This window comes from Caulobacter sp. CCH9-E1 (assembly GCF_001556515.1).
Taxonomy (GTDB): Bacteria; Pseudomonadota; Alphaproteobacteria; order Caulobacterales; family Caulobacteraceae; genus Caulobacter.
In genome coordinates this window covers 1-23,471 of sequence record NZ_LSJA01000240.1, presented here as the reverse complement: position 1 = coordinate 23,471, position 23,471 = coordinate 1, and the positions used below count along the sequence as shown (strand labels likewise).

Genomic DNA, 23,471 nt, shown 5'->3' with positions numbered 1-23,471 from the left:
CTTCCAGGGCGCCTTCGGCCAGGGCGTTCTCCGAGGTGAGGCGTTCGATCGTGGCCTGCAGCTCCGAGACCTTGTCCTCGTGCTCGCGACGGATCTGGTCCTGGGCCTCCTGCATGGCCTCCAGGCGCGCCCGCAGTTGCTGGGCGCGCTCCTCGGCGCGCTTCATGGCCTTTTCCTGGGCGACGGCGCTCTTGGCCAGCTGGTCGGCGCGCTCGATGGCGGTGGCGCGGGCGGTGTCGACGCCGGCGTGGCGCTGACGCAGGCTTTCGGCCTCTTCCTCCAGGGCGCGGATGCGTTCCAGGGCGCGCTCCAGGGCGACGTTGAGGTCGCCGGCCCGGCGCTCGACAGCCTTCTGGTGAGCGCTGGACTCGGCCAGGCGGGCCGAGAGCTGGGTGTTCATCTCTTCCAGCTTGTCGGCGCGGCCCGTGGCGGTCTCGAGGCGGGTCTGCAGGGCCGAGATCTCGGCGCGGCTGGCCTCGACCTGGCTTTCCAGGCCGCGGACGATGCGACCGCTGTCGGTCTGGTGGGCCGCGAGCGCGTTTTCCAGCGCCTGGACCCGGGCGCGTTCGGCGGCGATCTGAGCCTCGAGGTCGGTTTCGATGCGCGACAGGCGAGCCAGATCGAGACCCGCTTGATCGACGCGCTTCTTGAGCGTGGCGGCTTCCTCGCCCAGCAGGGCGTTGTCCTGGTTGGCGCGGGCCAGGGCGGCCTCGGCGTCGCCGCGACGGGCGTCGATGTCCTGGGCCTGGGCGCGCAGGCCTTCGACGTCCTGAACCAGGTGCTCGATGCGGGCGTTGGCGTCGCGCAAGGACGCGTCGAGGTTGGAAACCTTCAGGTCCGACTGCAGCAGGGCGTTGCGCAGGCGGTCGATCTCGAGCGCGTTGTCCTCGAGCGTGACGTCCTGGCTCTGGCGGCGGGCTTCGGACTCGCCGAGGGCGGTTTCGGCGGCGGCGAGGCGGGCGCTGACCTCGCGCTCCTCGGCCTGGATCTGGGCGATCTGACGCTGGGCCTGGTCGAAGTTGGCGCGCAGGGCGATCAGTTCGGCGTGCTCGGCGCGGCGGGCTTCAAACTCCTGGCCGACCGGACCGCGGATCTCGGCGATCAGCGGCTCGATGGCCTTCAGGTGCTCCATGACCCGGCCGATGCTGTCGAGACCGCCGTGGATGGTCTCGTAGCGCTGACCGATCGCCTGGGTGGACTCGATCTGGTGAAGCATCGCCTCGCTGCGGTCGTCCGTGAGGACGGCCGGCTTGGCGTTCTTATCCCGAGAGTTCTTCGACAGCAGTCTCATCTCGCCCACCTTCGCCCCATGCGGGCCCGACGCGTTCCTCAGGAACGACGGCGAACGCCGCGAATCTCTTACCCAGAGGTTAACAACTTAGTTCACGGACAAGATGAATGTCGAGTAGGCCTAGCCGCGACCGGGCGTCGCGGACCCTGCTCAAACGCCCCATTTTCGGGGATTGGCGGCGGCCTCGGCGGCCAACACCCGGCCGACCGCGTTCACCACGGCCGCGATCCTCAACGCGGCCTGGACCTGGATCGGCGCCACGCCCCGTTCGCGCAGCTCGGCCTCGTGGGCGTCGAGGCACGCGCCGCAGCCGTTGATGGCCGACACCGCCACGCACCAGAGCTCGTAATCGACCGCGGACACGCTGGGCCGCGACAGCCGGTTCATCCGAAGGCGCGACGGCAGGTCCCGGTAATCCGGCGCGGTCATCAGGTGCAGAGCGCGGAAATAGACGTTGTTCATCGCCATGATCGCGGCGGCGGTCCTGGCGGCGTCAAAGCCTTCGGGCGAAAGGCCCCCTGCCTGGGCGGCGCCCGCGAGGGCCCGGATGGTCGAGGGCTCGCCGACCGCGTGAGCGCTGGCGACGAAACAGCCCCACTTGGCCTGGTCCGACAGCACGGTTTCCCGGGCGAGAACCGAGAGGTTCGTGGCGATGTCCCGCGCATAGGCCGGCAGGCGCAAGGCTTCGATCGACATGGTCGGCTCCGAACGTGGCGGCCGCCGCATAGCATTGTCCGGGGACGGCGTCCCGGTCCGCCGGGAGGGGGGTGAGCGGACCGGGACCAAGGCTGGGCGCTTCGGGGCGGTGGGGGAGATCCCTGAAGCCTTTCGCCATGGCCGATGGGTACGCCCTGCCCTCGAAGTTATCCAATCGATAGTTTTTTGATTTCCGATAGAGAGCGCCTATATTCTGCTGATGCTACCGACCCTGCGCCAACTGCACTATCTGAAGCTGCTGTCCGAGCACGGCTCGTTCAGCCGCGCGGCCGAGAATGCTCACGTCACCCAGCCGACCCTGTCGGCCGGCATCCAGGAGCTGGAAAAGATCCTGGGCGCGCCGGTGGTCGACCGCGCGCGCTCGGGCGTGATCCTGACCGCCGCCGGCCAGGAGGCCGTCCGCCGCGCCGAGGATATTCTCGCGAGGGCCGAGGATCTGGTGCAGGCCGCGCGCGGCGCCGGCCAGCCGCTGTCGGGCCGCTTCCGGCTGGGCGTGATCCCGACGGTGGCGCCCTATCTGCTGCCCCGCGCCCTGCCCGTCCTGCGCGATCGCTTTCCCAAGCTGAAGCTGTTCCTGCGCGAGGATTTGACCCAGCGGCTGATCGGCGCGTTGAAGTCGGGGGCGCTGGACGCGGCGCTGATCGCCCTGCCCTATGACATGTCCGGCCTGGACTGGGCCCATGTCGAGGACGACGAGCTGCTGGCCGCCGCCCCGGCCAACCATCCGATGGCCGCCTCGATCCGGGTTGATCCCGACAGCCTGCGCGGCGATGACCTGATCCTGCTGGAGGATGGTCACTGCCTGCGCGACCACGCCCTGGCGGCCTGCGGCCTCGAGCCGCCGAAAGGCGTCGGCGAGGAAGAGAGCTTCGCGGCGACGTCCCTGCCGACCCTGGTGCAGATGATCGGCTCGGGCCTGGGCGTCTCGTTCCTGCCGGCCATGGCGGTCCAGGCGGGGCTGACCGACAAGGCCGCCGTCACTGTGCGTCCCCTGGCGACCGAGCATCCCAGCCGCGAGATCGTGGTCGCCTGGCGCTCGGGCTCCAGCCGCTCGGTCGAAGGGCGCCTGCTGGCCGAGACCCTGCGCGAGGCGGTCTGACCTTAGGCCGTATGGGCGATCGGTCCGTCCGCGCGCCCTTCCACGAACTGGCGCACATAGGGGTTGTCGGTCGTCCGCAGCTCGGCGGCCGGGCCGCGCCAGACGATCTTGCCGCCGTGCAGCATGGCGATCTCGTCGCCGATGGTCTGGGCCGAGGCCAGGTCGTGGGTGATCGAGATGGCGGTCGAGCCCAGCCGGCGCACCTGGTGCGAGATCAGCTCGTTGATCGCCGCCGCCGTGATCGGGTCGAGGCCGGTGGTCGGCTCGTCGAAGAACAGGATCTCCGGTCGCGCGACGACCGCCCGCGCCAGGCCGGCGCGCTTCTGCATGCCGCCCGACAGCTCCGACGGGAAGCGATCGGCGACGGCGGGGTCCAGGCGCACCTGCTCCAGGGCCTCGATGGCCCGCGCCCGGGCCTCCTTGCGCGGCACGCCGTCGGCGTTGAGCAGGCGGAAGGCTACGTTCTCCCAGATGCTCAGGCTGTCGAACAGGGCCGCGCCCTGGAACAGCACGCCGATCCGCGAGAACAGCTTGCGGCGCTGGCTTTCCGACAGTCCCACGATGTTCTCGCCGTCTAGCTCGATCTGGCCGGCCTCGGGCCGCATCAGACCGAGCGCGGTCTTGATCGTCACCGACTTGCCCTGTCCCGAGCCGCCGATGATCACCAGCGAGCGGCCAGGCGCCACCGACAGGTCCAGGCCGTCCAGGACCGCTCGCTCGCCAAAGCGCTTGGTGACGCCCTTCCAGGCCAGTTTCGGGGTCTGCGTCATGACATATGGGTGAAGAAGGTGGTCAGGAGGTAGTCCGAGGCGAAGATCAGGATCGCCGAGGACACCACGGCGTGAGTCGTGGCCCGGCCGACGCCGCGCGCCCCGCCCGAGGCGTTGTAGCCGTGATAGCAACCCATCAGCGCCACGATGAAGCCGAACACCGCCGCCTTGATCAGGCCCGAGACGATGTCCCAGCTTTCGAGGAAGTCGATGGTGTTGCGGATGTAGACGGTCGGGTTGAACTCCAGCACCCGGGTGGCCACCAGCCAGCCGCCCGCGACGCCGATCGTGTCGGCCACAGCGGTCAGCAGGGGCAGCATCAGCACGCCGGCCAGCAGGCGGGGCCCGACCAGATAGCGGAAGGGGTCGGTCGACAGGGTGCGCATGGCGTCGATCTGCTCGGTCGCGCGCATGGCGCCGATCTCGGCGGCGATCGCGGCCGAGACCCGCCCGGCCAGCATCAGGGCGGCCAGCACGGGGCCCAGCTCGCGCGTGATGCCCAGGGCCACGATCTGCGGCATCACCTGCTCGGCGTTGAAGCGGCCGCCGCCGGTGAAGATGTTCAGCGCCAGGGCCGCGCCGGTGAAGACGGCGGTCAGGCCGACGACCGGCAGCGAGAAGAAGCCGATGGCCATGAACTGGCGCAGCAGCTGGCCCGGAAACCAGGGCGGGCTCAGCGCAGCGGCGGTTCCGCGCGCGGCGAACACGCCGACCGATCCGACCATGCGGATGGCGGCCAGGGTCGAGCGACCCAACGCCTGGATGGGATTGACGGCGACCTTCCGGGCCGCCTCGCCGGCGGTCATGTCAGTAGCTCTCGGCCGGCTGCGAGGCCGACGGCGCGGGCGCCGCTTCGCTGGCCCCGCCGGAGCCCCCGCCCTGCGGACGGATCACCGAGCCGATCAGGCCGAAAATGTCGACGGCGCCCTGGGTGTTCTCGATCTCGCCGCCGGGCTTGAGGTCCTCAAGCGACGCGCCCGGCGCGATGGCGATGTGGGCGCCGCCCAAGAGGCCGTCGCTGGTGATCTTGGCCGTCGAGTCGGCCGGCAGCTTCACCGTCGGATCGATGCTGAGCTTGGCGACGGCCAGGTAGGTCTTGGGCTCCAGCGTGACTTGCGAGACGGTGCCGACCTTGACGCCGGCGACGCTGACCGCGGCGCCGGGGGCCAGCGAGCCGGCCTCGCCGAACTTGGCGCTGATCTCGTAGGCGCCGCGCTTGGTCGAGACGCCGCCCACGCTGAGGGAATAGGTCAGGAAGCCGCCGGCCAGAGCCAGGACCACCACGCCCATGGCCGTCTCGGCCCACTGTTCGCGCAACGCCATGTCTTATCCGTCCTCGAACGCCCCGCCGCTTAGCGGCTCTTGGCGCTCTGCCCCTTTTGAAGTTGGTTGATCAGCACGTCGATGTTGCCGCCGGCGTTGTCGATCGTCGAGACGAAGTCCTGCTGCTGGGTGATGGCCAGCCAGACACCCTTGAACTGCACGTCGACGACCTTCCAGGTCTGGCCGCCGCCCAGCACGCGCCAGGCGACCGGCAGCGGCTGGCTGATCTGGCCGCCCGAGATGGTGGTGTTGACGATCACGTCGCCGGGCTTGCGCACGACCGAGCCCGTGACCTTCAGGACCTCGCCCTTATAGTCGTCGATGCGGTCCTGATAGACGTTCTCGGCATAGGTCCGGAACGCCGGCGCGAAGCGGGCGCGCTGGTCCGGCGTGATGGTGCGGGCGTACTTGCCCAGCACGAAGTTGGTGATGCGCGGCACATCGGCCAGCTCGTCCACCGCCTGGTGGAAGATCTGCTTCTTCTGGGCCTCGCTCATGCCCTTATTGGCCAGCACCGAGATGACGCGCTGGGCCTTGGTCTGCACGAAGGCCTCGGCGCCGGGATCGCGGGCCTGGGCCATGGCCGGCGCGCCGATCGCGACGGCGCCGAAGAAAGCCAAAAGCGCGGCGTTTGCGCCGCGCCGGGTGGTGAACAGGGTCATGATCTTACCAATCGCTATGGATTCGGCGTCGCCGGCGGCGCGGAGGCGTCAGGCGGCGGCGCGTCGAAATCGGGCAGGTCCTCGGCTTCGCCGGTGGCCTGCCGGATGAAGGCTTCGCGGTACTGGCCATAGGCCGAACGCACCGTGACGTACGGGTCCGAGGAGTCCTTCAACGCATGAAAGGCCGGATCGGCCTGCGTGCGGACATCCACGATGGTGACGCCCAGGCGGGCCTTGCCGAAGTCGGTGCCAATCCCGCCGGCCACGGCGCCGACGGGGTCGGTCGCCATGTCCAGGGCGCGGCCGATGCCGTCGCGGACATTCAGCGGACCCATCAGCGGCACGTAGATATAGGCCCCGGGCCCCGCGCCGTAATAGCCGAAGGTCTGGCCGAAGTCGGAATCGCGGCGCGGCAGGTGCATCTTCGACGCCACGTCGAACAGGCCCAGCACGCCGACCGTCGAGTTGACGACGAAGCGGGTGGTCGAGCGCATGGCGCGCTTGGGCTTGCCCTGCAGCACCATGTTGATGACGGTGTTGGGCTCGCCGAGATTATAGACGGCCGAGCTGACGCGGTCGCGGACCGGCTTGGGCGTCACGGCCATGTAGCCGTGGGCGATCGGCGCCAGCAGCACCTTGTCCAGGCCCATGCCGAGCTTGAAGGCGCCGCGGTTGAAGCCTTCGAGCGGATCGTTGGCGGAGACGCTTCCGGCGGGGGCGGGCGCCTGGTGGGCGGCGTGAGCGGCCGGCGCGAGGGCCAGAAGGCCGGCGGCCACGGTCAGTCCGGCGGCGGTCATACGCCGGCCGGCCGCCTTGCGGCGCGCGCTCTGGTCCTGGTGGCTCAAGCTCATGCTCCTGCTTCTCACACGCGCCATGTATTCACGTCGTCTTCCGTATCAAGATTGACGGCGACTAATTCGCTCGCGACCTGGTTTCCTCTAGGTCGATTAAGGCCCCACTGAGGCCGACAAGTCGCACTGGTTGCTCCTCGCGCGCCCTCGCGCCCAGATTTTAAGCCGGCCTTGCGACAGATGATTCGCGTTACGTTTTAGATATATCGAAAATAGCTCTTGACGACGATCGGTTTCGATATATCTGTAAATTCGATATAACGAAACGGAGTCGAAAGACATGTTTGGACGACATCATCACCATCGCGGCCGCTGGGGCGGCCAAGGCGACGAGCACCACGGCCGTCACCCGTTCGGCTTCCACGGCGGTCATCCCGGTCGCGGCCATCCCATGCAGGGCCGGGGCGGCCGCATGGGCCGGTTCTTCGATCACGGCGACCTGCGCTTCGTGGTTCTCAAGCTGATCGCCGACAAGCCCAGCCACGGCTATGAGCTGATCAAGGCCATCGAGGCCGCGGCGGGCGGCGCCTACAGCCCCAGCCCGGGCGTGGTCTATCCGACCCTGACCCTGTTGGAAGAGATGGGCTACGTCACCGCCAGCGACGCCGGCGGCGGCAAGAAGCTCTATACGATCACGCCCGAGGGCGAGGCGTTCCTGGCCAGCAACGACGCGCCGGTCCGCTCGCTGTTCGAGCGCATGGCCGAGGCGGCGTCCGCCAGCGCGGCCTTCTCGCCGCAGATCCTGCGCGCTCGCGAGAACCTGAAGACGGCCCTGCGGCTCAAGCTGCACGGCGGCCAGCTGACGGCCGAACAGATCGCGGCGGTGGCCAAGGCGCTGGACGACGCCGCGACCGCCATCGAGTCGATCTGAGGGGAGGCGCGCGCATGCAAAGCCACGCTCGCGTCGCCACCGACAAGGCGGCTCGCTACATGACCCAGCTGGCCAAGCACTGGAGTCACAAGTTCGAGGTTGTTTATGACGAGACCTCGGCCCTGTTTCCGCTGCCGCTGGGAACCTGCCACATGACCGCCCACGCCGACGGTCTCGACATCACGCTCGAGGCCGCCGACCTGGAAGGCCTGACCCGCCTCGAGGATGTGGTGGCCAAGCACCTCGACCGCTTCGCCTTCCGCGAGGGTGAGCTGAAATACGGCTGGACCCGGGCCTGGTTCGCCGGCGGCGTCGATCCGGCGGCCATCCGGATCAACGCCGCCCACTGAGGCCAGGACCGCGCTCGGAGAACGCTGGTCATCTCCGGTTCATGCAAGCTTCGCTTTAAGGCGTGTCCAGCTTGTCGAGGATGATCATGAAGACTCTGAGGACCGCCATCTTGCTGGCGCTGACGGTTGCGTCGGGCGCCGAGGCCGCGCCTCGGGCCCGGGTGCGCGACGTGGTGATCCACGCCGGTTGGACCTGGGGTCAGGGGCCCAGCGAGACCTTCACCTCGACCCTGACCGAGGCGGTGGACGAGGGACTGGCGGTCTGCGCCGCGGGCCGGGACCTGCGTCTTGATCTGAAGATCGAGCGGCTGAACATCCGCCGGCTTGGCGATATTGACCTTCACCGCCCCAACCGCCTGGTCGCCCAGGTCAAGGTGAGGCAGGCCAGCGACAAGGCCGTGATCGATCTCCAGCGGATCGACGTGCAGACGCCCGACGAGGGCCTGATGGCGGCCGTTCGCGACCCGGAACTCATCCTGGCCGAGGCCGCCAGTCAGGCGATTTGCCGGACCTTCTTCACCGCGCCGGCGACCTGAGGCCCGGTCTCAGTCCATCAGCCGGCGGGACAGGTACACGTACTCCAGCGCCTGACGCCGGGCCGTTTCGGCCAGGTTGGCGCTGGCGGCGTGGCCGCCGTCGATGTTCTCGTAATAGAGCACCGGATAGCCCAGCTCCATCAGCCGCGCGGCCGCCTTGCGGGCGTGGGCGGGGTGGACCCGGTCGTCCTTGGTGGAGGTCTCGATGAAGACCTCGGGATATTTCTTCCCGGCCTTCAGGTTCGAATAGGGGTCGTACTTGGCGATCACCGCCCGTTCAGACGGGATGGCCGGGTCGCCATACTCGCCCACCCACGAGGCGCCGGCCCCGATCTGGCTGTAGCGGATCATGTCGAACAAAGGCACCTGAACGACGACGGCGTTGTAGAGCTCGGGCCGCTGGGTCAGGGCCACGCCCATCAGGAGGCCGCCGTTGCTGCCGCCCATGATCCCCAGGCGTCGGGGCGAGGTGATCTTGCGGGCGATCAGGTCCTGGGAAACGGCGAAGAAGTCGTCATAGACCTTCTGGCGGTTGGCCTTCAGGCCGGCCTCGTGCCAGGCCGGGCCGAACTCGCCGCCGCCGCGGATGTTGGCGACGACATAGGTCCCGCCGCGCTCCAGCCACAGCTTGCCCATCACGCCCGAATAGCCCGGGGTCAGCGGCACCTGGAAGCCGCCATAGGCGTAGAGCAGGGTAGGGGCCGACCCGTCATATTTCACGCTCTTCGGACGCACGACGAAGTAGGGGATCTTCACGCCGTCGGACGAGGTCGCCTCGAACTGCTCGACCACGTGGGTCGAGGCGTCGAAGCGGGCGGGCGAGGCCTTGACCTGCTCCAGCTTGCCGCTGGCCGCGTCGGCCAGCCAGTAGGTGGTCGGGGTCAGGTAGCCGGTGACGGTGAAGAAGATCCGGTCATCCTTTTCCGAGGCCGAGCCCAGGCCGATGCTGGAATTGGCCGGCAGGTCCAGCTTCTGCGACGTCCAGCCCTTGGCGCCGTGGCTGAACACCAGGGCCGCGCCCTTGACGTTGTCCAGCAGGCCCACGACCAGCTTGTTGCGCGTGTTCGTCACCGACTCCACGGATTGCTTCGCGGTCGGCCGGAAGATCAGCGCCGGATGGGCGCCGGCGCGAGGGCCGCCCGCCAGGTCGGCATAGGCGTCCACGGTCAGCGGGTCGATATTGTACTGGGCCAGGTCCCCGGTCTTGAGGCCGTGCTCGGGCCAGTCCTGTTCCAGCAGGAAGATCAGGCGGCCCTCGACGAAGGCCTGGATCGAGACCTTGGGCGGCAGGGGCAGCTTGGCCGCGCCCTTGTCGGTGATCAGGTAGTGCTCGCTTTCGAAGAAGGTGACGCCCCGGTGGGCGATCACGCCCATCACCTTGCCGTCGGCATTGCGCAGCACGATCGGACTGACCGAGACGTCGGTCTTCTGCCCGCGATAGACCTCGACCGCCTGGTCCAGGGTCTGGCCGCGCTTCAGCGTCTTCAGCACATAGGCGTAGCCGGAGTCGGTCAGCTCGCCCGGCGTCCATTCCCGGCCGACCAACAGGGTGTCCTTGTCCAGCCACGCATAGTTCTGCTTGCCCTCGGGCAGGACGAAGCCGCCGTCCACGAAGCTCTTGGTCGTGGTGTCGAACTCGCGGACCGTCACCGCGTCCTTGCCGCCATTGGACAGGGTGATCAGGCACCGCGTCTCGTCCGGCGGCAGGCAGCCGGCGCCCTTGAACACCCAGTTGGCGTTCTCGGCCTTGGAGAGGGCGTCGATGTCGAGGATCGTTTCCCAGGCGGGGTTCGCCGTGCGGTAGCTGTCCAGCGTCGTCTTGCGCCACAGGCCGCGCACGTGGTCGGCGTCCTGCCAGAAGTTGCGCAAGCTCCCGTCGCCGGCGAACGACACGCCCGGCACCCGGTCCTTGGCGTTCAGGATCGCCAGGGCTTTGGCTTCCAGGTCGGCATAGCGGGCGTCGCCCTGCAGCACGCCGAGGCTGCGCTTGTTCTCGGCCTTGGCCCAGTCGAGGGCGCGGGTCCCCTCGATCTCTTCCATCCACAGATACGGATCATCCTTGCCCAGCTCGGACAGAGGCGTGCGGGCTTCGGCCGGCTTGGCGCCGTCGGCGGCGATCGCGGGGGTCAGGGTCATCAGACTCGTGGTGGCCAGGAGGGCGAGGAGAAGACGCTTCATCTAGTGATCCATCAGCTGGCGCGACAGATAGGTGTAGTGCAGGGCCCAGCGGCGGGCGTTGGCCTTGGGGTCGGCGCCGTTGGCGTGGCCGCCGTCGGTGTTCTCGAAATAGAGGTGGTCGACCTTCAGATCGTCCAGGCGCGCGGCGAACTTGCGGGCGTGGCCGGGGTGGACGCGGTCGTCCTTGGTCGAGGTGGTGATGTAGGCCAGCGGGTATTTCACGCCGGCTTTCAGGTTCTGATAGGGGCTGTACGTCTCGATCCAGGCCCGCTCGGCCGGGATGGCCGGGTCGCCGTACTCGCCAATCCACGAGGCGCCGGCCGGCAGCTGGGTGTAGCGGATCATGTCCAGCAGGGGGCTCTCGACCACCACCGCGTTCCACAGGTCCGGACGCTGGGTCATGGCCACGCCCATCAGCAAGCCGCCGTTCGAGCGGCCATAGGCGCCGAGATGCCGCGGCGAGGTCGCCTTGTCGGCGATCATGCGCTCGGCCACGGCGAAATAGTCGTCATAGGCCCGTTGGCGGTTGGCCTTCAGCGCCGCCTCGTGCCAGGCCGGGCCGAACTCGCCGCCGCCCCGGATGTTGGCCACCGCGTAGGCCCCGCCGCGCTCCAGCCACAGCTTGCCGACCAGCGGATCGTAGACCGGCAGCTTGGACAGGTTGAAGCCGCCATAGGCGTGCAGCAGGGTCGGGTTCTGGCCGTTCAGTTTCCAGTCCTTCCGGTGGACCAGGAAGTAGGGGATCTTCGTTCCGTCCTTCGAGGTCGCCGACTTCTGCTCGACCACAAGGTTCGTGGCGTCGAACAGGGCCGGCAGGGCCTTGACGGTCTGGGCGGTGGTCCCGGTGGCGTCGGCGAGCTTCAGCTGGGTCGGCGTGAGGAAGCCTTCCACCGTATAGAAGACGTCGTCCCCCTCGTCCGAATGCGAGCCCAGCGAGACGGCGGCGTTGTCGATCACCGGCAGCGGCTGGGACGTCACCCCGAACTCGCCGCGCAGCCGCAGGCTGACCAGGCTGCCCCGGACATTGTCATAGACCACGGCCAGCACGCGATGGTCGGTGACGGCCACCTGGTCGATCGACTGGCGCGGACCGGGGGCCAGAAGCTGGCAAGGATCGCAGTCGTTGCTGATCGCGATTGCGTCGCCGGACTTGCGGTCCGCCGGCAGCAGCTTTCCGGGCGAGACGGCGACCAGCGCGCCGGCCGGATAGGTCAGCGGGGTCGCCAGAGCCTTCGGGGTCCACGCTTCCTCGATCTTCAGGACCAGCTTGCCGTCGATCAGGCCCCGCACGCCGACCTTTTGCGGGATCGGCAGCAGGCGGGCGGTCTGGCCGTCCCACAGATAGGTCTCGTCGTGGAAGAAGTCGGTGGCGCGGGTCAGCAGGACGACCCGATTGCCGGCCGCGTCGCGCAGCACGTTCGGGCGGGCCGAGACGTCGGCCTTCTGGCCGCGATAGACCTCGACCGCCTGGTCTAGGGTCTGGCCGCGCTTCAGCGTCTTGATGACCATGCCGTAGCCGCTGTCGGTGGTCGTGCCCGGACCCCAGTCGCGGGTCAGGATCAGGGTGTCGGCGTCCAGCCACTCGATCGTCTGCTTGCTCTCGGGCAGGACGAAGCCGCCCGCCGCCGGATCGATGAAGGTCTTGGTCGTCAGGTCGAACTCGCGGACTGTGACGGCGTCCTTGCCGCCGTTCGACAGGTTCACCAGGCAACGGTCGTGGGTCTTGGGCCGGCAGTCGGCGCCCTTCCAGATCCAGTTCTTGCCCTCGGCGGCGGCCAGGGCGTCGAGATCGATCACCGTCTCCCACTGCGGATCGGCCGACTTGTAGGACTCCAGGCTCGTCCGCCGCCAGACGCCGCGCACGTGGGTCTGGTCCTGCCAGAAGTTGAAGACCGTCTTGCCGACGAAGTTCGGCATGGCGATCCGGTCCTTGCTGGCCAGGATCTTCAGCGCATCGGCCTGCAGGCCGGCGAAGCGCGGATCGGCCGACAGCAGCGGCAGCGTCTTGTCGTTCTGAACCTTCACCCAGGCCAGGGACTCGGGGCTCTCCACGGCCTCCAGGGCCAGGTGGGGATCGGCCGCCTGAGCGGCGGCGGCGCCGGCGGCGAAGGAGGCAAGCACGGCGGCCAGGGCCGCGGCGGAGCAGGTGCGAAACAGGGTCATGGCGGGGGACGGTATCGGAAATTTTCTCCAGCGCCAGAGCTTGGCGGCCCCCAAGAAGGGAAGCTCACAGTCCTTCGTCGGGAATATTCAGCAGGACGCCGCAAGCCTTGCAGTGGACGGCGTCCGGATCGTGCCGGCGCAGGCCGCAGACGTGGCAAGGATGGACGACCTTGTGCGGCCGCAGGATGGACTGGATCAGGCCGATGAACAGCGACACCCCGCCCAGCATCACCGCGATCGACAGCAGCTTGCCCCACACCCCCGGCAAGGTGACGTCGCCATAGCCGGTGGTCGTCAGGCTGGTGACGGTGAAGTAGAGGGCGTCGACATAGCCGCCGATGCCCTCGTGTCGGCCCGCGAAGCTCGTATAGACGAAGCCGGTCACCACGAAGACGAAGGTGACCAGCGAGCTGGCCGCCCGGGTCACGTCCTCGACGCGTGTGTCGTCATAGCGCCGTCCGACCGTGCGCCAGAAGAACTCGCTGTGGATCAGGGTCCATAGGCGCAACACGCGCAGGAAGCCGAAATTGAACAGCCAGGCCGGGAATAGCAGGGTCGCCAGGACAAACAGGTCCAGCCAGACGATCGGCTTTCTCAGCCACGCCTTGATATCCCCGTGCGCCAAGGCCCGCGCGGCCAGGTCCAGCGCCAGGAACGTCGCGACGCCGTAGTCGATCAGATAGAAGGTCACCCCGTGGCGCTGCATCAGCGGCGCGGCGATGAAGAAGGCGATGATCGCGATGTCGATCAGGATGATCGCGTAGCGGAACCGAACCGCCGTCGGCGACGCGCCATGGTACAGCGCCCGCAGTCGGGCCCGGAGGCGAAGTTCGCCCTTGTCCCGGCGCTGATCGTCGCGGTGCATTTTGCTTGGCTTTCCACTATATAGCCCGACCATGAGCCGCACCTTCCTGAAGATGAACGGCCTGGGCAACGACTTCGTCGTGGTCCAGACCCTGACCCAGAGCTTCGATCCGACCCCCGAGGAGATCCGCGCGATCGCCAAACGCCCGGATTCTGAAGGGAAGAACGGCGGGATCGGCTGCGACCAGGTCATCGCCATAGACCCGCCCAAGGCCGAGGGCGCGTCGGCCTATGTGCGGTTCTGGAATGCCGACGGCGAGGAGACTGGCGCCTGCGGCAACGGCACGCGCTGCGTGGCGTGGCTCTTGATGCAGTCGGCCGGCAAGACCGAGGTGGCCTTCGACACCGTCGCCGGGCGTCTGTCGGGCGTCGCCGCCGGCGAGAAGCTGGTCACCGTCGACATGGGTCCGCCGCGTCTTGAGTGGAACCAGATCCCGCTGGCCGAGGCGATGGACACCGCCCGCGTCGAGCTGCAGGTCGGTCCGATCGACGCCCCGTGGGTTCATACTCCGGTCTGCGTCTCGATGGGCAATCCGCACGTCGTGTTCTTTGTCGACGCGCCGGTCAGCGATGAGTTCGCGACGAAGACCGGCAGCCTGGTCGAGCATCACCCGCTGTTCCCCGAGGGCGTCAATGTCGGCTTCGCCTACGTCGAAAGCCGCGACCACATCCGGCTGAAGGTCTGGGAGCGGGGCGCGGGCCTGACCGCCGCCTGCGGCACCGGCGCCTGCGCCGCCCAGGTCGCGGCCGTGCGCCGCGGCCTGACCGACCGCAAGGCCAAGGTCGAATTCGAGAGCGGCGCCCTGACCATCGAATGGCGCGAGAGCGACGGCCACGTGATCATGACCGGCCCGGTCAGCATGGACTTCGCCGGCAAGCTGCCCGAGGCGGTCGCCGCTTAAAGCCATGGCGACCTACACCGTCATCAAGGCGACGCCGAAGCCGAAACCCCAATCCGGCGAGGAGGGCGGTCCCGCTGTCATTTCCTCCGGCCCGGACGGCGTCCAGGTCGTGACCTTCGGCTGCCGCCTGAACGCCTATGAGAGCGAGGCCATCCGCGCCCGCGCCGCCGCCGACGGCGTCACCGACGCGGTGGTGTTCAACACCTGCGCCGTGACGGGCGAGGCCGTGCGCCAGGCCCGCCAGGCGATCCGCAAGGCTCGTCGCGAGCGTCCGGGCGCGCGGGTCATCGTCACCGGCTGCGCCGCCCAGGTCGATCCCGCCGCTTTCGCCGCCATGCCCGAGGTCGATCTCGTGCTCGGCAACGCCGAGAAGGCCGCGCCCGGCGCGCTGCTGGAGACCGGCCGCGTGCGGGTCAACGACATCATGTCGGTCAAGGAGACCGCCGGCCACCTGATCGATGGTCTCAAGGACCGCGCCCGGGCCTATGTCGAGGTCCAGAACGGCTGCGACCACCGCTGCACCTTCTGCATCATCCCCTATGGCCGCGGGAACTCGCGCTCGGCCCCGGCCGCCGAGGTCGTCGAGCAGGTCCGCAAGCTGGCCGCCGAGGGCTATCAGGAAGTGGTGCTGACCGGCGTCGACGTCACCTCGTGGGGCGCGGACCTGCCCGAGCAGCCGACCTTGGGCCAGCTGGTCGGCCGCATCCTGCGCATGGTCCCAAACCTGCCCAGGCTTCGGCTTTCGTCGATCGACGCCGCCGAGATCGACCCCGACCTCTTCGCCCTGCTCGAGACCGAGCCGCGCCTGATGCCGTACCTGCACCTGTCGCTGCAGGCGGGCGACAACATGATCCTCAAGCGCATGAAGCGCCGCCACAGCCGCGAAGACGCCCTGAAGCTGGTCGCCGAGGTCCGCCGCGTGCGCCCCGACACCGCCTTTGGCGCCGACCTGATCGCCGGCTTCCCGACCGAGAGCGACGCGGCGTTCGAGAACACCCTGCGCCTGGTCGAGGAGGCGGATCTGGCCTTCCTGCACGTCTTCCCCTACAGCCCGCGCCCCGGCACCCCGGCCGCGCGGATGCCGCCGGTCAAGGGCCCGGTGATCAAGGATCGCGCCCGTCGTTTGCGGGAGGCGGGTCAACGGGGCCTCGAACGCCACCTCGAGCGCCAGGTCGGCCGGGTTCTGTCGGGCCTCGTTGAACGCGACGGCCTGGCGCGGGCCGAGGATTTCACCGAGATCCGCTTCGAGGGCGAGGCGCCGGCCGGCCAGATCGTGGCCTTCAAGGTCACGGGCCATGACGGCGCCAGAGTGATCGGGGAAAGAGTGATCGCGGAGCAGGTCGCCTGATCCGGCGAGCGCTGACCGCCGCCCTGCTGCTCGCCGTTCTCGCGACAGCCCCGGCGCGCGCCGAAACGCCCAAGCCCGTGACGTTCAGCGTCATGACCTACAATGTCGAGGGCCTGCCCTGGCCGGTCCGCACCGGGCGCGGCGAGGCGCTGAAGGCGATCGGCCGCGAGCTGGCGGCCATGCGCGCGGCGGGGCGCCAGCCCGACGTCGTCTTGCTGCAGGAAGGTTTCCGCTCCGAGGTCTGGGACCTGGTCGACGAAAGCGGCTATCCCTATGTGGCGCGAGGTCCGAACAAGGGGCAACGCGACCCCAACATGCTGCAGGGGCAAAAGCCCGACTTCCGGCGCGTGATGTATCGCCGCAAGGGCGAGGGCCTGGGCAAGTGGGGTTCCAGCGGCCTGTGGGTGCTGAGCGATCACCCGATCAATTGGGTCAAGTCGCACGCCTATCACTACTGCGCGGGGCTGGACTGCCTGGCCAACAAGGGCGTCATGCTGGTCAGCCTGGACGTGCCCGGCCTGCCCGCGCCGGTCGAGATCGCCGACACGCATCTGAACTCAAAGGGCGCCTCGGGCGTGCCGCGCAGCCGCGCCACGAAGGCCCACCACCTGCAGGCCGACGAGTTGAAGCGCTTCATGCGGGAAGACCGCACGCCCGGCGCGCCGCTACTGGTTGGCGGGGACTTCAACGTCATGCACTCGCCCGAGCGCTTCAACCACGTGATGGCCGACTATCCGTTCGAGGTGGTCAGCCGCTGGTGCCACCACCGCCCCGGCGCCTGCGCCACCCAGATCTCCTATGACGGCGACGCGCCCTGGCTGGACACCCAGGACCTGATCGGCTTCCTGGATGGGGAACAGGTCACGGTGACGCCCGTCGCGGTCGAGGCGACGTTCGACGGCGCGTCCGAGCCGGCGCTGTCCGACCACGACGGCTACAAGGTGACGTTCCGGCTGGCGCCGAAGAGGTAGGGGATCATGGGCTTGAGCGGCGGCTGCCAGTGCGGCGCGGTGCGGTTTCGGGTCGAGGGCGAGCCCCAACGCGCCTCGATCTGCTGGTGCCGCATGTGCCAGAAGGCGTTCGGCGGGCCGTTCGGGGCGCTGGTGACCGTGACCGTCGCCCAGCTGGCCTGGACCCGCGGCCAGCGCGCGACCTTCCAGAGCTCAGACAACATCCAACGCGGTTTCTGCGCCGCCTGCGGCACGCCGCTGACCTTCGAGTGGAGCGCCGACAAGATCGATCTCGCGGTCTTCGCCTTCGACGATCCCTCGGCCGTGGAGCCGGGGGTTCAGCTGGCGGTCGCGAGCCGCCCGGCCTGGATGGACCACCTCGCCGACATGCCGGTGCGGCCGCCGATGGGGCCGACGGGGGCGGTGGTGAGCCGGCAGCATCCGGACCACGATACTCCCCCCACCTGACCCGCTTCGCGGGTCGTCCGCCCCCAAAGGCGGGCGGAAGGACGCTCGGACCTTTTTCCCCCTTCGGGGGAGGAGGGCCGAAGGCCCGGAGGGGGCGAGTTATCGCCCGTCCGCCCGATCTTCCCCCATGAACCCCGGCAGGCTCCAGCCGAACTTGATCGCGCAGGCCCGCAGGCCGAAGGCGGCGGCGAACCCAGCGATCCCGGCCGGCCAGAACGGGACGCCAGCCAGCTTCAGCGCCGCGAACACGCTGGCCCCCAAGAGGGCGGCGGTGATGTAGATCTCCCGGCGCAGCAGGAGGTTCGGCTCCTCGGCCAGCACGTCGCGGATCACCCCGCCGAAGGCGGTGGTCAGAACGCCCATGACCACGGCGCTGAACGGATGCACGCCCAGGTTCAGGGCCTTGGCCGTGCCGACCACGCAATAGGCGGCCATGCCCAGGGCGTCCAGCCACAGCAGGGCCCGGAACCGCCAGCCGCGCTTGCCCAGCAGCCAGACCACGGTGGCGGCGGCCAGGCACGCGACGATGTAGCCCGGCCTCTGCACCCAGAAGACCGGCGCGCCGATCAAGAGGTCGCGCAGCGTTCCGCCGCCGACCCCGGTGATCGCGGCGAAGAATCCGAAGGTGATGATGTCGTGCTTGCGCCGGGCCGCCGCGAGGGCGCCGGTTGCCCCAAAAACCGCCGCGGCCGCGTAGTCGAGCCAGAAAAGCGCCGTTCCCAAAGGGTCAAGTTGCACGTCCATGCCCTTTTCATCGCACGGCTGGGCGGCCCGCGCTAACCGTGTCCGGTTAAATCCGGATTTACACTTTCGCCGGGTCGGCTAAAGGGGCGCGGATGAGCGACAAGCCCGATCAGAAAAAAGGCTGGTTCCAACGCCTGACCTCCGGCCTGACCCGGACGTCGCAGGCGATGACCGAGCAGGTCACCGGGGTCTTCACCAAGAAGCCCCTGGACCAGGAACAGCTGGACGCCCTGGAAGAGATGCTGATCGAGGCCGATCTCGGCCCCGAGATCGCCGCCCGGATCACCGAGGCCTTCGGCAAGGCGCGTTTCGGCAAGTCCTCGACCGACGACGAGGTCAAGGAAGCCCTGGCCGAGCTGATCGCCGCCGAGCTGGCCGACCGCCAGGGCAGCTTCGACCCGCTGCACGGTCCGCGCCCCTATGTGGTGCTGTTCATCGGCGTCAACGGCTCGGGCAAGACCACGACGCTGGGCAAGATCGCCGCCGACCTGACCGAGAAGGGCGCGCGCGTGCTGATCGCCGCCGGCGACACCTTCCGCGCCGCCGCCGTCGAGCAGCTGAAGGTCTGGGCCGACCGCGCCGGCGCGGACTTCATGTCCAAGCCCACCGGCGCCGACGCCGCCGGCCTGGCCTACGAGGCCGTCGAGCGCGCCAAGGCCGAGCACTATGACGTGGTGCTGATCGACACCGCCGGCCGCCTGCAGAACAAGCAGGGCCTGATGGACGAGCTCTTGAAGGTCATCCGTGTCGTGAAGAAGGTCGATCCGGACTATCCGCACGAGACGCTGCTGGTTCTGGACGCCACCGTCGGCCGCAACGCCCTGGCTCAGGAGAAGATCTTCGGCAACCAGGTCGGCGTCTCCGGGATTGTCATGACCAAGCTGGACGGCACCGCGCGCGGCGGGGTGCTGGTGCCGGTGGCCCGCGCCTCCGACAGCCCGATCAAGCTGATCGGGGTGGGCGAGGGGGTCGAGGACCTGCAACCGTTCGACGCCCGGGCCTTTTCGCGCTCGCTCGTCGGCCTGAAGGACTGATCCGTGAGCGAAGCGCCGGTCGAGGCCGCGAAAAAGAACGCCGGCTGGGTGCGGACGGTCGTCGACTACGGCGCGGCGATCGCGTTCGGCGTCGCCTATTTCGTCACCAAGGACTTCCAGAAGGCGACCTGGGTGCTGGTGGCCGCCTCGGTCGCGGCTCTCGCGATCGGCTACGCGGTCGAGCGGCGCCTGGCCCTGCTGCCGCTGTTCTTCGGCGGCATGGCCCTGGTGTTCGGGGCCCTGGGCCTCGTCTTCCACTCCGACATCTTCGTGAAGATCAAGGTCACGGTGATCAACCTGGCCCTGGCCGTCTTCCTGCTGGGTGGCACGTTGATGGGCCGCCAGCCGCTGAAGCTGCTGATGGGCGAGGCCTTGCACCTGCCCGACGCGGCTTGGCGCACCCTGACCTTGCGCTACGGCGCCTATTTCGCGCTCGTCGCGGTGCTGAACGAGGTGGTTCGCAATACTCAGGGTACGGACACCTGGGTGAAGTTCCGCCTAGGTCTCTTGCCGCTGGCCCTGGTGTTCGTGGCGACCCAGATCCCCTTCATGATGAAGCACATGGCCAAGGGCGACGAGCCCGCGGCGGCCGAACCTCCGGACGCGGGCTTCTAGTCCCGCTTCGCTTTCCGCCGTCCACGGACCGTTGTCGTCAAATCGACGTGTTACGATGCTAGCGTTCAGTCGTCGGTCGAGGGACCGTGCGATGTGGGGGCGCGAGAGATGGCCAAGAGCAAGGGCGAAAGAACGGTCGGCAGCCTGCTGGAGCGTTCGCCCAGCCATCTTCTGCACCGGGTCCTGCAACTGGCCCTCGACATCTACGCCGAGGAATGCGGCGAGGCCGGGGTGACCCAGCGCCAGTTCGCCGTCCTGGCCGCCGTGGCCGAGAACGAGGGCGTCACCCAGACGGCCCTGGTCCGCGCCACCGGCATCGACCGCTCGACCCTGGCCGACATGGTCGCGCGCATGATCACCAAGGGCCATCTTGAACGTCAGCGCTCCAGCGAGGACGCCCGCGCCAACAGCGTGCGCCTGACCGCCGCCGGCCGCGAAGCCCTGGAGGCCGTCCGCCCGATGGTGGCCATGGCCGACGCCCGCATTCTCGCCTTGCTCAAGCCCAGCAAGCGCGAGGGCTTCCTCGACCTGCTGTCCGATGTCGCCGGCGCCGACCTGCATCCGGAAGAGGCCGCCCCGAAGTCCAAGAAGGCCAAGGCCGAAAAGGCCGACAAGCCGAAGAAGGACAAGAAGGTGAAAAAGGACAAGGCCGCGAAGAAGGCGGCGTAAGGGCTTGACGAATCGCAGGAATCGAGTCTGGCAGCTTGCGAATCGGTAGAATATCTACTAGATTTCTTCCCGTGAGTGACACGGTGAAATTCTGTCGGCCGTAGCACTGCCAGTCTATTTAACGTTGGTAGCCTGAGCGGTAGCGCTATGTGGGGTTCGTGGACAGGCCCCACCTCACCCAAAAGCGGGGGCTTCGGCCCCCGTTTTCAGTCGTGCTCCTTGATGATCGGATAAGGCTTGCGTCTCGCCTGGGCGAGTTGGCGGTCACGTATGCGATTGAATGACAAACAATATATTCGTTTTCCGTCACCGGTTGACTTAACGGCCGCGCGATAATTGCAAGAATTATAGACAGTGTCCGTGAATAGAATAGATGCGCTGCGCGGACCGTCCTGCCGATATTCGCCCATCATCAAGCAGGCCCGCAAAACTTGATAGTCGTCTATCGTCAAATCGGGATGATGCGATAATTGTTTCGTTATCGTCTCATGCGATAAAAGAACACGTCCTCGAACAGCTCCGATAACGGCTGCGAGTTGGTTGGGTATATGGCACACGGTGATTGGGTCGTACCGTTCACCGAGGTACAGACCCATGAAGTGCTTCATATTCATAGGTGATCCGAGCATCGGCTCGAATCGCTAGAATAACAATCACCGTAAACTTAGAAATCAGACCAGGATATTCAGCAACGACCCCGGCCGCAGGATCTTCTGCGGCTGGGCGTCGGGCTGGACGAACGGCTTTTGCGGGGCCGCGCGTTGCTGCGACTGAGCCTGGGCCTGAAGCTGCACCGTCGAGGGCGCGACCGCTGGACGGGTCGGCGCGGCGTCGGTCAGGGCCGCCTGGAAGAAGGCCGCGCGCGTCGACGCGCCGGTCTTGGCGGGGACCGACGGGGTCTGCGACGGAACGACGGGCCAACCGGCGGGACGGACGTTGCTCATGACTCGGAATCTAGCACGGTTAACAAAGCGTGCGCGAGTATGGTCAACGCAAAGTTAACGGGCTTTGGGCGCGACCTGTCCGCGCACCCCGGCGGGCGCTACTTCGCCTTTTTCAGCAGGTCTTCCGCCGCGTCGGGCGTCAGCGGGCCGGTGTGCTTGGCGATGATCACGCCATCCGAGCCGACCAGATAGGTCTCCGGCACGCCAGTGACGCCGAACTCCAGCCCCGCCCGGCCGTCGCGGTCGATGACCTTCAAGGCGAAGGGATCGCCAAGGCGCGTCAGGAAGGCTTGGGTGTTGGCCGGGGCGTCCTTGTAGGCGATCCCGATCACCTTCACGCCCTGCGCCTTCAGGGCCATCAGCTGCGGGTGCTCGACCTCGCAGGGCGCGCACCAGGAGGCGAAGAAGTTCACCAGGATCGGACCCTCGCCGGGCGTGCGGATCGCCGTCGGCGTTCCGCTGGTCAGCTCGGGCAGCAGCAGGGCCGGCGCCGGCTTGCCGACCAGGGCCTGGGGCTGAACGCGCGGGTCGCGCTTCAGGGCGTAGCCGGCGAACAGGCCCGCCAGGGCCAGCAGGATCAGCAGCGGGACGAAGGCCAGCCAGCGCTTCACGACTTCGAAGACTCCAACTCGGCCTGCAGGCGCTCGGCCTCGCGCCGCCAGCGGCGGGCCATCAGCAGGCTGCTCGTGATCATCCAGGCGAAGGCCAGGGCCGAGATGGCGAAGGCCGGCCACAGGTAGGGGGCGTACTTGCCCGCGTCGAAGTCGAAGCTCATCGCGCGCCCTCCGCCAGTTTCAGCGACAGGCTGCGGGCCTTGCGCCGCCAGACGAGGGCGCGGATCCGCACCAGCCACAGGGCGCCGAACGCGCCGAGATAGGCCAGGCCCATCAGCACGGCCGGCCAGGCGTAGATCGCCGGCAGGCCATCGCCCTTGGCGGCCATGAAGGTCGAGGAGCCCTGGTGCAGGGTGTTCCACCACTCGACCGAGAACTTGACGATCGGCAGGTTGATCAGCCCGACGAGGGCCAGGATGGCGGCGGCGCGCGCGGCCTTCTGCTCATCTTCGAGCGCCCCGCGCAGGGCCATGTAGCCGAGATAGAACAGCAGCAGCACCAGCACCGAGGTCAGGCGCGCGTCCCACACCCACCAGGCGCCCCACATCGGCTTGCCCCACAGCGAGCCGGTGATCAGGGCCAGGGCCGTGTAGGCCGCCCCGATCGGGGCGCAGGCCTGGGCGGCGAGGTCGGCGAGGGCCTGCCGGAACACCAGGGCCAGGAAGCTGGCGACGCCCAGGCACAGATAGATGAACAGCGACAGCGAGGCGGCCGGGATGTGGATGAACATCATCCGCACCGTGTCGCCCTGCTGATAGTCCTCGGGAACCAGGAAGGCCAGCACGAGGCCGACGGCGGCGGCGATCGCCGACAGCACGCCCAGCAGCGGGGCGGCCCATCGCGAGAAGGCCATGAACCGCTCGGGGTTGGTCAGGAAATCGAACGTGTGGCGCGCGTCCATGGATCACGCTCTAGAGCGGCCGGGCGGCGCGGGCAATGGCCGTATCGCTACGGAACCGGAAGAAGCGGCCGAGGAAGGGCGACGCGTGCAGGCGCGCCGCCCTCCGGACGTAAGGCCGGGGTCAGCCGACCTTGCGCTGGATCACCGTCGTCCGCGACCCCTTGAACGGCGTCGGGCCGCGGGTCTCGAAGCGACGGATGAAGACATGGTCGCCGCCGCGTTCCAGGTCGAGGGCGTCGAAGGCCTTCTGCTGGCTGGGCGACAGGGCGGTGTAGAAGGCGCGGGTGGCGGCGACGCGTTTCTGGATGGCCTCCGCGGCCTTGGACATCTGGTCGAGCCGCTCCAGCGTGGTCGGAGGCTTGCGATCGATCGCTCGGTCGGGACCGTCCTTGTCGTCGGCCTCGTCCTTCTTGACCACGATCTTGGGCGAGGTGGCCTCGACATAGGCCTTCAGCGCGCCGTCCTGGTCGGGACGCAGCTGCAGGACGTCGCGCAGGTGTTCGGCGCGTTGGGCCGGATCCAGGCCGCGGCCGTGGTGCATCATCATCATGCCCGGACCCATGGCCATCATGGCGTCGATCGGCGGCGGCGCGGGCGGGGCTGGCGG

27 protein-coding genes are annotated in these 23,471 nt (G+C 68.3%); 11 read left to right on the top strand and 16 right to left on the bottom strand.

The genetic code is table 11. From position 1 onward, the window contains the following. Together creS and AX690_RS13535 are read right to left on the bottom strand one after the other, a co-directional pair. A partial coding sequence (creS, locus tag AX690_RS13540) for a crescentin (RefSeq protein ID WP_066730412.1) occupies positions 1 to 1,291 on the bottom strand: 1,291 nt, incomplete at its 3' end. Positions 1,292 to 1,441: 150 nt separating this feature from the next. Then, positions 1,442 to 1,987 (bottom strand): carboxymuconolactone decarboxylase family protein, encoded by a 546-nt coding sequence (locus AX690_RS13535; RefSeq protein WP_066687508.1) that lies wholly within the window; start codon positions 1,985 to 1,987, stop codon positions 1,442 to 1,444. 217 nt (positions 1,988 to 2,204) lie between these two features. Here AX690_RS13535 and AX690_RS13530 point away from each other — a divergent pair, with 217 nt between their 5' ends. Beyond that, a complete protein-coding gene (locus AX690_RS13530; RefSeq protein ID WP_082769653.1) occupies positions 2,205 to 3,107 on the top strand; it encodes a hydrogen peroxide-inducible genes activator in 903 nt (300 codons plus the stop codon). A 2-nt stretch (positions 3,108 to 3,109) separates the two neighbouring features. Here the strand turns inward: AX690_RS13530 and AX690_RS13525 are convergent, their stop codons facing one another. From AX690_RS13525 to AX690_RS13505, 5 genes are read right to left on the bottom strand one after another with little or no spacing between them, the layout of a single operon-like run. Next, positions 3,110 to 3,877: an ABC transporter ATP-binding protein gene (locus AX690_RS13525; RefSeq protein ID WP_066687512.1), complete on the bottom strand. Its 768-nt coding sequence runs from the start codon at positions 3,875 to 3,877 to the stop codon at positions 3,110 to 3,112. After that, complete coding sequence (locus AX690_RS13520) at positions 3,874 to 4,683, bottom strand: ABC transporter permease (RefSeq protein WP_066687514.1); 810 nt, start codon at positions 4,681 to 4,683, stop codon at positions 3,874 to 3,876. Before AX690_RS13520 ends, AX690_RS13525 begins: the two co-directional genes overlap by 4 nt. Before the next feature lies 1 nt (position 4,684). Next, positions 4,685 to 5,200, bottom strand: coding sequence for an outer membrane lipid asymmetry maintenance protein MlaD (gene mlaD, locus AX690_RS13515; protein WP_066687520.1), 516 nt, complete (start codon positions 5,198 to 5,200; stop codon positions 4,685 to 4,687). A 29-nt stretch (positions 5,201 to 5,229) separates the two neighbouring features. Next, the gene (locus tag AX690_RS13510) at positions 5,230 to 5,862 is read right to left on the bottom strand and encodes a phospholipid-binding protein MlaC (protein WP_066687524.1); all 633 of its coding nucleotides are present in this window, start codon (positions 5,860 to 5,862) and stop codon (positions 5,230 to 5,232) included. A gap of 14 nt (positions 5,863 to 5,876) precedes the next feature. Then, the gene (locus tag AX690_RS13505; RefSeq protein ID WP_231732201.1) at positions 5,877 to 6,713 is read right to left on the bottom strand and encodes a VacJ family lipoprotein; all 837 of its coding nucleotides are present in this window, start codon (positions 6,711 to 6,713) and stop codon (positions 5,877 to 5,879) included. 280 nt (positions 6,714 to 6,993) lie between these two features. Here AX690_RS13505 and AX690_RS13500 point away from each other — a divergent pair, with 280 nt between their 5' ends. From AX690_RS13500 to AX690_RS13490, 3 genes are all read left to right on the top strand, one after another. Continuing rightward, a complete protein-coding gene (locus AX690_RS13500) occupies positions 6,994 to 7,584 on the top strand; it encodes a PadR family transcriptional regulator (protein ID WP_066687533.1) in 591 nt (196 codons plus the stop codon). A gap of 14 nt (positions 7,585 to 7,598) precedes the next feature. Beyond that, entirely contained in the window at positions 7,599 to 7,934 is a 336-nt protein-coding gene (locus AX690_RS13495) for a DUF2218 domain-containing protein (protein ID WP_066687539.1), read from the top strand. A gap of 86 nt (positions 7,935 to 8,020) precedes the next feature. After that, the gene (locus AX690_RS13490) at positions 8,021 to 8,470 is read left to right on the top strand and encodes a hypothetical protein (RefSeq protein ID WP_066687541.1); all 450 of its coding nucleotides are present in this window, start codon (positions 8,021 to 8,023) and stop codon (positions 8,468 to 8,470) included. Positions 8,471 to 8,479: 9 nt separating this feature from the next. On the opposite strand, the gene AX690_RS13485 is transcribed toward AX690_RS13490, so the two are convergent. The 3 genes from AX690_RS13485 to AX690_RS13475 all read right to left on the bottom strand — a co-directional run bounded on the left by AX690_RS13485 (position 8,480) and on the right by AX690_RS13475 (position 13,676). Then, positions 8,480 to 10,648 carry a prolyl oligopeptidase family protein gene (locus AX690_RS13485; protein ID WP_066687546.1) on the bottom strand — a complete coding sequence of 723 codons (2,169 nt, stop codon included), beginning with the start codon at positions 10,646 to 10,648 and terminating at the stop codon, positions 8,480 to 8,482. Beyond that, the gene (locus AX690_RS13480; protein ID WP_066687550.1) at positions 10,649 to 12,811 is read right to left on the bottom strand and encodes a prolyl oligopeptidase family protein; all 2,163 of its coding nucleotides are present in this window, start codon (positions 12,809 to 12,811) and stop codon (positions 10,649 to 10,651) included. It lies immediately after the preceding gene. 64 nt (positions 12,812 to 12,875) lie between these two features. Continuing rightward, entirely contained in the window at positions 12,876 to 13,676 is an 801-nt protein-coding gene (locus tag AX690_RS13475; RefSeq protein WP_066687555.1) for a potassium channel family protein, read from the bottom strand. A gap of 31 nt (positions 13,677 to 13,707) precedes the next feature. On the opposite strand from AX690_RS13475, the gene dapF reads away from it, so the two are divergent. The 4 genes from dapF (at position 13,708) to AX690_RS13455 (ending at position 17,343) form a co-directional block, all read left to right on the top strand. Further along, positions 13,708 to 14,577 (top strand): diaminopimelate epimerase, encoded by an 870-nt coding sequence (gene dapF, locus AX690_RS13470; protein WP_066687557.1) that lies wholly within the window; start codon positions 13,708 to 13,710, stop codon positions 14,575 to 14,577. A gap of 4 nt (positions 14,578 to 14,581) precedes the next feature. Beyond that, entirely contained in the window at positions 14,582 to 15,925 is a 1,344-nt protein-coding gene (mtaB, locus tag AX690_RS13465; protein WP_066687558.1) for a tRNA (N(6)-L-threonylcarbamoyladenosine(37)-C(2))-methylthiotransferase MtaB, read from the top strand. A gap of 77 nt (positions 15,926 to 16,002) precedes the next feature. After that, positions 16,003 to 16,896 carry an endonuclease/exonuclease/phosphatase family protein gene (locus tag AX690_RS13460; RefSeq protein WP_231732199.1) on the top strand — a complete coding sequence of 298 codons (894 nt, stop codon included), beginning with the start codon at positions 16,003 to 16,005 and terminating at the stop codon, positions 16,894 to 16,896. 6 nt (positions 16,897 to 16,902) lie between these two features. Then, entirely contained in the window at positions 16,903 to 17,343 is a 441-nt protein-coding gene (locus AX690_RS13455) for a GFA family protein (RefSeq protein WP_066687563.1), read from the top strand. 99 nt (positions 17,344 to 17,442) lie between these two features. On the opposite strand, the gene AX690_RS13450 is transcribed toward AX690_RS13455, so the two are convergent. Then, on the bottom strand, positions 17,443 to 18,087 hold the full coding sequence (locus AX690_RS13450) for a trimeric intracellular cation channel family protein (protein ID WP_066687565.1): 645 nt from the start codon (positions 18,085 to 18,087) through the stop codon (positions 17,443 to 17,445). 92 nt (positions 18,088 to 18,179) lie between these two features. On the opposite strand from AX690_RS13450, the gene ftsY reads away from it, so the two are divergent. From ftsY to AX690_RS13435, 3 genes are all read left to right on the top strand, one after another. Beyond that, the gene (gene ftsY, locus AX690_RS13445) at positions 18,180 to 19,121 is read left to right on the top strand and encodes a signal recognition particle-docking protein FtsY (protein WP_066687566.1); all 942 of its coding nucleotides are present in this window, start codon (positions 18,180 to 18,182) and stop codon (positions 19,119 to 19,121) included. Positions 19,122 to 19,124: 3 nt separating this feature from the next. Then, positions 19,125 to 19,736, top strand: a complete 612-nt coding sequence (locus AX690_RS13440; RefSeq protein ID WP_066687568.1) for an inner membrane-spanning protein YciB — start codon at positions 19,125 to 19,127, stop codon at positions 19,734 to 19,736. A 108-nt stretch (positions 19,737 to 19,844) separates the two neighbouring features. Continuing rightward, positions 19,845 to 20,405 (top strand): MarR family winged helix-turn-helix transcriptional regulator, encoded by a 561-nt coding sequence (locus tag AX690_RS13435; RefSeq protein WP_066687570.1) that lies wholly within the window; start codon positions 19,845 to 19,847, stop codon positions 20,403 to 20,405. A gap of 671 nt (positions 20,406 to 21,076) precedes the next feature. On the opposite strand, the gene AX690_RS13430 is transcribed toward AX690_RS13435, so the two are convergent. The 5 genes from AX690_RS13430 to AX690_RS13415 all read right to left on the bottom strand — a co-directional run. Next, positions 21,077 to 21,349: a hypothetical protein gene (locus AX690_RS13430; protein WP_066687573.1), complete on the bottom strand. Its 273-nt coding sequence runs from the start codon at positions 21,347 to 21,349 to the stop codon at positions 21,077 to 21,079. A gap of 98 nt (positions 21,350 to 21,447) precedes the next feature. Continuing rightward, the gene (locus AX690_RS13425; protein ID WP_066687576.1) at positions 21,448 to 21,960 is read right to left on the bottom strand and encodes a DsbE family thiol:disulfide interchange protein; all 513 of its coding nucleotides are present in this window, start codon (positions 21,958 to 21,960) and stop codon (positions 21,448 to 21,450) included. After that, on the bottom strand, positions 21,957 to 22,124 hold the full coding sequence (gene ccmD / locus AX690_RS22350) for a heme exporter protein CcmD (RefSeq protein ID WP_082769652.1): 168 nt from the start codon (positions 22,122 to 22,124) through the stop codon (positions 21,957 to 21,959). The genes AX690_RS13425 and ccmD overlap by 4 nt, the downstream gene beginning before the upstream one ends. Further along, the gene (gene ccmC, locus AX690_RS13420) at positions 22,121 to 22,864 is read right to left on the bottom strand and encodes a heme ABC transporter permease CcmC (protein WP_066687579.1); all 744 of its coding nucleotides are present in this window, start codon (positions 22,862 to 22,864) and stop codon (positions 22,121 to 22,123) included. The genes ccmD and ccmC overlap by 4 nt, the downstream gene beginning before the upstream one ends. Before the next feature lie 121 nt (positions 22,865 to 22,985). Then, positions 22,986 to 23,471: Spy/CpxP family protein refolding chaperone (locus tag AX690_RS13415; RefSeq protein ID WP_066730410.1), on the bottom strand; the 486-nt coding region annotated here is incomplete at its 5' end.